Raw genomic sequence first — 512 nt, forward strand, 5'->3', positions numbered from 1 at the left:
GTGCTGCAGTGTTTCGAGCTGAAGCTCTAATTCTTTTCGCTCAGGCACTGGCGGTGAGTTGTTCTTGCGTTTCATGATTGCGGGAGCCTTCGGACCAAGTAACTGGTTTTTCCAGTTATACAGTGTCGGTCTGCATACGCCGAGTTTTTCCGCCAAAGTCTGCGCACTTTCTTGCCGAGTATAAAGTCCGACAACGCCCGCCTTCTTCAATGCATCAGGATATCGTGGACGTCCAGTTCTTCCAGTGACAGCTTTGCTAGTTTCGGGAAACGCCTCACGAACCCATGCTGTCAACGTTGCACGACCGGGATAGCCCAAGGCGCGCATCGTTGCAGAAACACAACGACCATGCGTGCGGTAGTGCTCGACAGCCACTTCCTTCTGCGCCTGTGTGAACTTCGGGGCTCGGGGCGCAAATCCTAAACGCAGATCAGAATGGTGCTCATATTCCAGGTACCAGCCCTTCAAAGCATTCTTGCTTGGATAGCCCAACTGGCGAATAGTCGCTTTCG

General features: G+C 52.9%; 1 protein-coding gene. It reads right to left on the bottom strand.

The features are described 5' to 3' along the window. A partial coding sequence (locus DKP76_RS18950; RefSeq protein WP_146198964.1) for a transposase occupies window positions 1-512 on the bottom strand: 512 nt, incomplete at both ends.

It is taken from the genome of Falsochrobactrum shanghaiense, from assembly GCF_003149535.1.
GTDB lineage: Bacteria > Pseudomonadota > Alphaproteobacteria > Rhizobiales > Rhizobiaceae > Brucella > Brucella shanghaiense.